8 protein-coding genes are annotated in these 8,568 nt (G+C 59.8%); 1 reads left to right on the forward strand and 7 read right to left on the reverse strand.

The features are described from left to right. Positions 1-23: 23 nt before the first annotated feature. The 6 genes from NW815_RS09335 to NW815_RS09360 all read right to left on the reverse strand — a co-directional run bounded on the left by NW815_RS09335 (position 24) and on the right by NW815_RS09360 (position 6,321). The gene (locus NW815_RS09335; RefSeq protein ID WP_414391158.1) at positions 24-1,070 is read right to left on the reverse strand and encodes a diguanylate cyclase; all 1,047 of its coding nucleotides are present in this window, start codon (positions 1,068-1,070) and stop codon (positions 24-26) included. A gap of 76 nt (positions 1,071-1,146) precedes the next feature. Next, entirely contained in the window at positions 1,147-2,034 is an 888-nt protein-coding gene (btpA, locus tag NW815_RS09340) for a photosystem I biogenesis protein BtpA (protein WP_414391160.1), read from the reverse strand. Between the two features lie 31 nt (positions 2,035-2,065). Continuing rightward, positions 2,066-3,214 (reverse strand): quinone-dependent dihydroorotate dehydrogenase, encoded by a 1,149-nt coding sequence (locus NW815_RS09345; RefSeq protein ID WP_414391156.1) that lies wholly within the window; start codon positions 3,212-3,214, stop codon positions 2,066-2,068. Positions 3,215-3,338: 124 nt separating this feature from the next. After that, the gene (locus NW815_RS09350; protein ID WP_414415937.1) at positions 3,339-4,640 is read right to left on the reverse strand and encodes an O-antigen ligase family protein; all 1,302 of its coding nucleotides are present in this window, start codon (positions 4,638-4,640) and stop codon (positions 3,339-3,341) included. Then, a complete protein-coding gene (locus NW815_RS09355) occupies positions 4,640-5,023 on the reverse strand; it encodes a 2Fe-2S iron-sulfur cluster-binding protein (protein WP_414388810.1) in 384 nt (127 codons plus the stop codon). The genes NW815_RS09350 and NW815_RS09355 overlap by 1 nt, the downstream gene beginning before the upstream one ends. A gap of 104 nt (positions 5,024-5,127) precedes the next feature. Beyond that, entirely contained in the window at positions 5,128-6,321 is a 1,194-nt protein-coding gene (locus NW815_RS09360) for an RNA-guided endonuclease InsQ/TnpB family protein (RefSeq protein ID WP_414415938.1), read from the reverse strand. A gap of 262 nt (positions 6,322-6,583) precedes the next feature. Between NW815_RS09360 and NW815_RS09365 the strand changes: the two genes are divergently transcribed. Continuing rightward, positions 6,584-7,027 carry a phosphomannose isomerase type II C-terminal cupin domain gene (locus tag NW815_RS09365; RefSeq protein WP_011433853.1) on the forward strand — a complete coding sequence of 148 codons (444 nt, stop codon included), beginning with the start codon at positions 6,584-6,586 and terminating at the stop codon, positions 7,025-7,027. A 51-nt stretch (positions 7,028-7,078) separates the two neighbouring features. Here NW815_RS09365 and NW815_RS09370 read toward each other — a convergent pair. After that, positions 7,079-8,568, reverse strand: a 1,490-nt coding sequence (locus tag NW815_RS09370; protein ID WP_414415939.1) for a M48 family metalloprotease, incomplete at its 5' end; no start/stop codon positions are given.

The following is an 8,568-nucleotide window of genomic DNA, read 5'->3' on the forward strand; positions in this document are numbered from 1 at the left end:
CAGCAGTGTTCAGCGTAAATGTATCAGGGCAGATAAACCTCTGGGGTTGGGGTGAGGATGTGAACTCGGTTGCGCCCTGCCTGCTTGGCCTGGTAGAGCGCGCTATCCGCCTGCTGCAAGGCGGTTTCCGGTTCTGGGCAGTAGTCTTCGCTGAGCACGATCCCACCAATGCTGAGGGTAACCGGCAGGCTGCGCTTGGGGGAGATGTCAATGGGCCGTTTGGCGATAGCCTGCCGCAGAGACTCTGCGTAGCGACCACAGCGAGAGGGGCTAAGTCCGGGCGTAAGGCAAACAAATTCTTCCCCACCATAGCGGTAGAGCAGGCTGGAGGGCCGCAGTTGATTTTGCAGCCGCCCGACGATGGCCTGCAGCACACAGTCGCCGATGTAGTGGCCGTGGCTGTCGTTGATTTGCTTAAAGTGATCTACATCCATCATCAGCAGGCAGAGATAGCGGTAGCGAGCTTCCCCGCGGGCTCCCACCTGCTTGAGCAAATGGGGCAGCGCCTGATCCAGAGCTCGCCGGTTCAACGCCCCGGTCAAGGGATCCGTCAAAGACAAAGACTCCAACAACTCATTGCGGGCTCGCAATTGCCGGTTGGCCTGGGCCAAAGCTTGGGTGAGCCGCTGGAGACGTAACCCTGCCCGCACCCGCGCTCGCAGCTCCTCGGGATCGACCGGCTTGGTGATGAATTCATCCGCCCCCGCATCCAGCCCCTCTACCCGAGCCTCAACTTCAGAACGGGACGTGAGCAAAATGAAATAGACAAACTGCCCTGCGGCGGATCCCTTGAGACGGCGACAGAACTCTACCCCCGACATCTCAGGCATGACCCAGTCGCAGATCACCATGTCGGGCCACTCGCTCTCTTCCAAGCTTTGCAAGGAATCCCAAGCTGCTCGGCCGCTTTCCCAGCTTTCCACGTAGTACTGGGAGCCTGTGAGAACATTGATAATGTAGCAACGAACCACTGGGTCATCATCGACAACCCAAATGCGGGGAGTCCGGGCCGGAACAGAGCTCCAAAAGGTTTCTTCTGCTGAACCAGAAGGGTGGTACGCAGAATCCAAGCCCTCCAGATCAAGGGATGGCATAGCTAAAGAGGAATCGCCCATTGTAGTCGGATCCCAATCCTAGCGCCAACGGCTAGTTGGAACCAGAGCCGGGAGCGGCCAGACAAGCATGGTTGGAGGCCCGCTCACGGAGCGCAAGGTGCAGTGCTTCCACAAACTGCCGCACCCGAATCGGGTCGATCATGGGAAAGGGATCCGAATAGCCTGCCGGCATGCCTGCGGAACGGGAAGACCGCTTCAGAGAACTGGCCACAATTACTCCATCTGCCCGCCGGATCAGGCTGCCGATGTTTTCAGCAGTAGCCCCCGAGCCGATGAGCAGCGGCACCTGAGGAGCAACTTTGCGGGCCAGCTCCAGCTCCTCCAGAAGGGGTGGCTTGCCGGTGGCCCAGCCGGAAAGGATGATGGCATCGGCCAGGCCACGTTCCACCGTGTCGGTGATGGCCGCATCCAGACTGATGGGACCTAGGGGTTGGGCGTGTTTCACCAGCACATCGGCGAAAATCTTGATGTTAGCCCCCAGCTCCCGGCGATAGCGCAGCAGGCGGTAGGCATTCCCCTCGATAATGCCTTGGTCGGTCACCATCGCCCCGCAGAGCACATTCACCCGGATGAACTGCGCTCCCACACAGGCAGCAATCGCCAGAGCACTGTAGCCATCGTTGCGCAAGACGTTGATCCCGACCGGCAGCGAGACCAGGGTTTTCAGCCGCTGGACGATGACGGTCATGGCGCTGACCACCGCTGCGTCCACCCGATCCTTGGCAAAGGGGGCATCGTAAAAGTTCTCGACAAGGATCCCGTCTACCCCTCCTGCAGCCAGGGCAGTAGCTGCCTGTTCTGCCTGAGCGATCACCCATTCCAAGTCCCCCCCCCAACGGGGTGAGGTGGGCAGCGGCAACAAATGAACCACCCCAATGACCGGATGGGGGGTTTTGAAGAGGTGTTGCAGCAGGTTCACCGGCAAGCTTCCTCAGGGATCCCTAACGATCTTACGCCCGGATCTGACCCACAGGGGTATTCTCTGGGGGAAGTGTAACATCAGGGCTGGGGGGAGAAGAGCGGGCTAGGCCTCGGAGCAATTGCGGCACCATACCCGGCCCTTCGTAAACCCAGCCGGTGTAGACCTGCAGCAGGCTGGCTCCCGCTTCCAGTTTCTCCAAGGCGTCGGCCAAGGTGAAGATGCCCCCCACTCCGATGATGGGCAATTTTCCTTGGGTGGAGCGGTGGATGTAGCGGATGACTTGGGTGGAACGCTCCCGCAAGGGGGCACCGCTGATCCCGCCGGCTTCTGCAAGGATTGGCCTAGACTCCGCTGGTGCGAAGGGGATCCCGCGGCCAGGCAGGAAACGGGTTTTCAGGTTATCGCGGCGCAGGGTGGTGTTGGTGGCCACAATCCCGGCCAGTTGATGGTCTTGGGCCAGCTCCAGGATGCTGTCGATGTCGGGCCAGTCCAGATCGGGAGCGATCTTCACCAGGAGGGGTTTTCGCTTCTGATTTTCCTGCTGTAAGGCAGACAGGATGGGCTCCAGTTGCTCAGCAGCCTGCAGGGATCGCAGCCCCGGCGTGTTGGGGGAGCTGACGTTGACCACAAAGTAGTCCCCCAGATCCTGGAGCAGCCGGAAGCTGGCCAGGTAATCGGCAGCCGCTTCTTCTAGGGGGGTGATTTTGGCTTTGCCCAGGTTAATTCCAATGGGGATGGGACGTTGCTGTAGCCGGCGCAACCGTTCCGCCAGAGCCGCCGCCCCTTGATTGTTAAAGCCCATGCGGTTGAGGGCAGCGCGATCTTGGGGCAGTTGAAACAGGCGAGGTTTGGGGTTGCCCGGTTGGGGCTGAGGAGTGATGGTGCCCACCTCTACAAAACCAAATCCTAGGCTGGGCCAGACGCCCAGAGCCAGGCCATCTTTGTCGAAGCCCGCAGCCAATCCAAGGGGATTGGGAAAGGTAAGGCCCCACAGCGACACCGCTAGCCGGGGATCCCGGTAGCAAAACAGTCGCTCCAGAGCCGATAGGATCCCGGTGGCCTGGGTGGCATCGATCCAATGCAAGGCGCGCAGCAGGCCCATCTTGACCGCTTCCGGGTCGGCTCTCAGCCCAGAAAAAAGCAGAGGCCACAGCACATCTCGGTACAGGTTTACCACAAGGATTTCCTACGGGTGGGAACCCATGGATTTTGGATTTACTGCTAGGTCAAGAGTCATTCCCTATTGCCAGGCAGCGCCGACGCCCATGGTGGGGCATTCAACCGTGACCCCCTTGGGAAAGCTATCCCAGATCTTGGTTGCATTGGCCCTTTGTCGAGCGCTGCTCGAGGCTGGCTCCCCAAACTGCCCCCAAGAGTAAGGTTACCAGCAGGTGAATGCGGCCATCCAACATCACCACGTCCAAAAGCCCTGAGGCAAAAAATGCCGTCAAGGCCAGCAGCATCCCCAACAGGACGCTTTCTTGCGAGCGCCGCCAAGCTTGCCATCCCCGCGCCAAAATCCAGCCCCACAGGATCAGATGGCCCAGCAATAGCGGGATCCCACCCTCAGCCGCCAGGTGCAGGTACAAATTGTGGCAATGGCCCAGCAGCTCCGGCGGATCTTGAGCATTGTAAAGAGCGGCAAAGCTTTGCCAGCCCCAACCGGTCAAGGGCCGCTCTCGCGCCATCTGCAGGGCGAATTGCCAAGCATCCAGCCGGTTGGCGGTGGAACTAAAGTAGAGCGCCTGGGGATCGAAGGTGTCTGCCAGACGGCTCCAAATCAATCGGGGCACAACAGCCCGCCAGCCCGGCCAATCCCAAGCAGCGGCCAAACCGGCCAATCCCAGACCGGCCAAGATCCCGATCCCCCACCAACAGCGCCGCAGGGCCAGCCCCATCATCAGCGCCAGCCCCCCCACTCCCCAGCCGTTGCGAGAGGCCGTCAGCAGCAACAAGAGGGATCCCAGCCCCAGCACAGCTCCCAGCCCTACCACCCTCGGCCAGTCTTTGTCGGCCTGATCCAGCCACAGCCCTGCCGCCAAACACAGGTGGATCACCAGGTAGATGGCCAGGATATTGGGGGAAGTAAAAGCTGCCGCCGGTCGCTCTCCCCCGGCAACCCCCGTGATCCAAACCGGCCCCAAGAAGAAGTGCCCCTGCCATCCCCACAGCACTTCTCCCCAACCCAAAAGCAGCATCAGCCCGCTGCCCAACACCAACATCTGGGCCAAACGCCGACGGCCTACAGGATGGAACTCCGTCCCGCTACCGCGAGAGGCCAGCGCATCGGCAAAGGCCGGCAGCATCAATAAAAAAGGCCAGTAGTTGAACATCCCCGGCAGGCTCAGTCGCCAATCCTCCCCCCAAAAGGCCACTCCCACCGCAGCCAGGCTCAGGAGAGCCGCCAGTCCAAATAGAGGATCCCGCAGGATCGCCCCACCATAGCGGGTATAACCCTGGATCGTCCCCACCAAAGCCAAGAGTAAGCTGGGGGCCAGATTCACCGGGATCAGCGCCGCTGCCGCCAGCAGCCAGCCCCTCGGCTGAGAGGGCAAGGGATCCGGCGACAGCTCGGGAGACAAAACCGGTGCCGAAGAAGACATCACTCATCCTCAAGGGGGATCCCTGGCCTTACCCGCCCCTGGCCGAAGTAACGCCCAAATTGCAGCTCGTACACCTCATCCTCATCCTGGGTTTCTACCCAGAGCTCCGAGCGGGCATAGCCCACGCACAACAGCCCATACCCCTGCTCCTTCAACTCCCGCGAGATGCCCATTGCCTCCGGCTGGTACAGGGATCCCCGCCGTACCCGCACCGCACAGGTGGTACAGGCGCCATTGCGACAGGCAAAGGGCAGTTGGATCCCTTGGGCCTCGGCGCTGGCCAAAATGTATTGATCCGCCGGCACCTGGATTAGATAGTGGGTGTCCCGTTGGCGGTCATGGATGTGAACCGGGTAAGAAGGGGCAGAAGAGGAAGAACGCATGGAGAAGTGACCTTTTTGCAGAGCAGAGATCTTTATTCTTGACATCCGCCCCGTCCTAGTCGCGTCAGCGGGCCCGTAGGCCTTAGGACGAGGATTCCTAAGCCTCACAGCTTAGGTTCCTGCTTCATCGCAACTGCCGCCACCCTGGAGGGCTTTGGTCTTACGTCTGCTCCACAGGCTGACACCGTGTGCCCCACGGCCAAAAGATTGCGGGCAGCGTTGATGTCCCGGTCGTGCCTGGCCTGGCATCGAGGACATTCCCACTCCCGTACCTTCAAGGGCAGTCGAGCCAGGGTATAGCCACACCCTGAACAGGTCTTGGAACTAGGAAACCAGCGATTCACCCAAATCAAAGTGCGCCCATACCACCGCGCCTTGTACTCCAACTGCCGCAACAGCTCACCCCAACCGGCATCACTGATAGCTTTGGCCAACTTGGAGTTGCGAATCAGGTTCTTCACCGCCAACGTCTCCGCCACAATTGTTTGGTTTTCGCGAATCAGGCGGGTGGTCAGCTTGTGCAGATGATCCTGGCGACTGTTGGCAATCTTTTGGTGAATCTTGGCCACCTTCAGCCGCGCCTTGTAGCGGTTTTTGGAGCCTTTCTGCTTCCGACTCAGAGCCTTTTGCGCCCGACGCAGTTGCTTGTAGCGCTGGTTCCAATGCTTGGGGTTGGCCACCTTTTCCCCTGTACTCAGGGCAACAAGACTGCTAACGCCCACATCCAGTCCAACTGACTGTTGAGCAGGGGCAAGCGTCAGGTCGCGGGGGTCGTCAAACCTGAGACTGACATGCCACTCCCCCACAGGACTCAGCCGAACGGTAACTGTGGATGGCTCGACCCCTTTGGGCAGTTGCCTAGACCACCGGATGTTCAGGGGCTCAGAGCACTTGGCCAGGAAGACTTGGCCATCTTTCCACCGAAAAGCAGACCGGGTGAACTCTGCACTACCACCGTCGCGTTTTTTCTTGAATTTGGGATAGCTGGCTCTGCGGGCAAAGAAGTTGTCGAAGGCGGTTTGCAGATGCCTCAGACTCTGCTGCAGGGGAACGCAGCTCACTTCGTTCAGGAACTGGAGTTGAGGCTGTTTTTTCCACTCGGTCAGCAGGGCAGAGGTTTGTGCATAGCTGATGCGCTCCTGCCGCTCCTGCCAGGCTTGGGTTCTGGCTGCCAATGCGCGGTTGTAGACCAGGCGAACACAGCCCAGTGTTTTTCTCAGCAAGGTTTCCTGGTCAGGTGTTGGGTAGAACCGGTAGCTGTAGGCTTTTTCCATGGGGCGGAGCACTCTGCCTTGCATTTTAGCGGGTATGGTGTAAGGGTACGACTATGTTTGGCTGGCTTTGCCCGCCGCTCCTCTTCCTCCCTGTCCTAAAGGACGGGGTTTCTCGGAGCCTTTCTGATGATTCCACAGGATTTTAACCACTGCCCTACCAAACCTGAACCGGCTGGGGATCCCCAGGAGCTGAAGCCGATCTGTTGGTGGTTCTAAAGATAAACAAACAGACTTCGAGTTGGTTGTTGAGATAAGCTACAGGTAGGCCTCCCAAGGAGAGCATCTCATGCTGGAAACCCCCAATGCCAATCTGGCCTCACCGGAAAAACCTTCGCCTTCCCTCTCTGCCGAAACCCTCAACAAGCTGATCGAGAGCAATGCTGAAAGTCGGCCTTGGGGGAGCTTTACAGTGCTGGAAGAGGGCCCTGGCTACAAAATCAAGCGGATCGTGGTTTTGCCCAAGCATCGCCTCAGCCTGCAGTTGCACTACCATCGCAGCGAACACTGGATCGTCGTTGCCGGCACCGCCAAGGTCACCTGCGGAGATGAAGAAAAGCTCATCACGGCCAACCAATCCACCTACGTGCCCCCTTGCACCAAGCATCGCCTGGAGAACCCTGGCGTCATCCCTCTGGTGATTATCGAGGTGCAAAACGGCCAGTACTTGGGCGAAGACGACATTGTCCGCTTCAGCGACGACTACGCCCGGGTTAACGGTGGGCAAAAGTAGCCAATCTCAAATGGCCTAGGCGAGCTCTTCGCTGCTGAGGATCGCGATCCTCTAGAACAGCATCACCAGCAGGGCAACCACTAACAACAGCACAGCCCACATAGCCTGCCAGAAGGGATGGTAGCTGGTGATGAGCTGGCCATGGCGGCTTTGAAAGCGGGCCAGATCCAGGTAAGGGGCCACCCCCCGTCGGAACCACCCCACCGCGGATCCCTCTTGGCCGATTACCCCCCCTGCCTGGCGCGCTCCAAACAGGAAGTTGCCCAGCGGCCCAAAGCGGGAAGCATAGCGCAGGAAGATCATCCCTGTCTCATCCTGGAACTTGAGATCGGAGCCAAAGCGATAGCCCGGATCCCCCCGCCCGATCACCCGCCCCTCCAACTGCATCGGCAACCCGCGCAAGGGGCTGGCGTAGGGATTGCTCATCGCCTTCAACACGGTCAACGCTGGCGGGTTTTCCAGACTGGGGTACATCACCGTCATCTTCAGCAGCAGGCCCAAGCCCACCCCCATCAGGGTCAGCCCGGCAAGGATGTCATAGAAGCCCATCCGCAAAGCCGGGATCCCGAGCAGCGCCCCCACAATCGCCCCCAGCCACTCGGCGTTCAACAGCAGTATATCCAGCAGAAAGTTCCCGTAGAGCTGTTGCCGGTTGAGCTGCTTGCCCTGGGCAACCACGCTGGCCATGTCGAATTCCACCGGCAGATCCAGTTGCTCCGCATAGGTGCTCAGCGCCCGCACCCGTTTGCCCGTGAGGGGATGGGTGGAGTTCAGCTCCATCCACCAGGCCCAAGGGTTAAACAGATCCCACAAAAATACCCTGCCCACCTGGCCGGGATCCGCCGCCACCCGGTAGGCCGTCCCTGCCATCACCGCCGCCTTGGCATCGTAGATCCCCAAAGCCCGCGTTCCTTCCAGCAGGCGAGCACTGCGCTGTCGGGTTTCCTCATCCCGCTCCCGCTCTCCCTCTTGCACAATGCCGTAGGCAATTTTCACCAAAGCCCGCGAGAGCCCATTGGGGTTGCCGGTGGTTTCGGCAGCAAAGTGGTCGGCAAAGTACTCCCGCACCCGCGACAGATACAGCAACAAGTAGGAGCCGGCCACATAGAAAAAGTAGGCGACCAAGGCCAGGGAGCGGAGGCTGCCCCTTTTGCCGTTGTCGCGCGCATCCCGCATGTAGACGTAAAGAAGGTAGAGAATCTGCACCAACGTGGAAGCCAGGGTCATGACGGCGAAATCCCAGTGGATCACATGCCCCAGCTCGTGGGCATAGACCGTAGCCACCTCTTCATCTTCCAAGTAGGTGAACAATCCTTCGCTGACAACAATGCGGGCCGTGTCCGGCAGGCTGCCATAGGTGAAGGCGGTGGGGTTTTGGTCGCGGATCAGCCCCAGCTTCGGCTGCTTCAGCTTGTACTGGCGGCAAACCCGTTGAATCACCTCTGCACTCTCTGGGCTGCGACGCCCGATTTCCGCCAAGCTTACCCACTCGGTGCCATAGAGGCTGTGCTGGATCCAGTCCATCAGCCAAGGGGACAAAA

This window comes from Synechococcus sp. R6-7 (assembly GCF_047461695.1).
Lineage (GTDB): Bacteria > Cyanobacteriota > Cyanobacteriia > Thermostichales > Thermostichaceae > Thermostichus.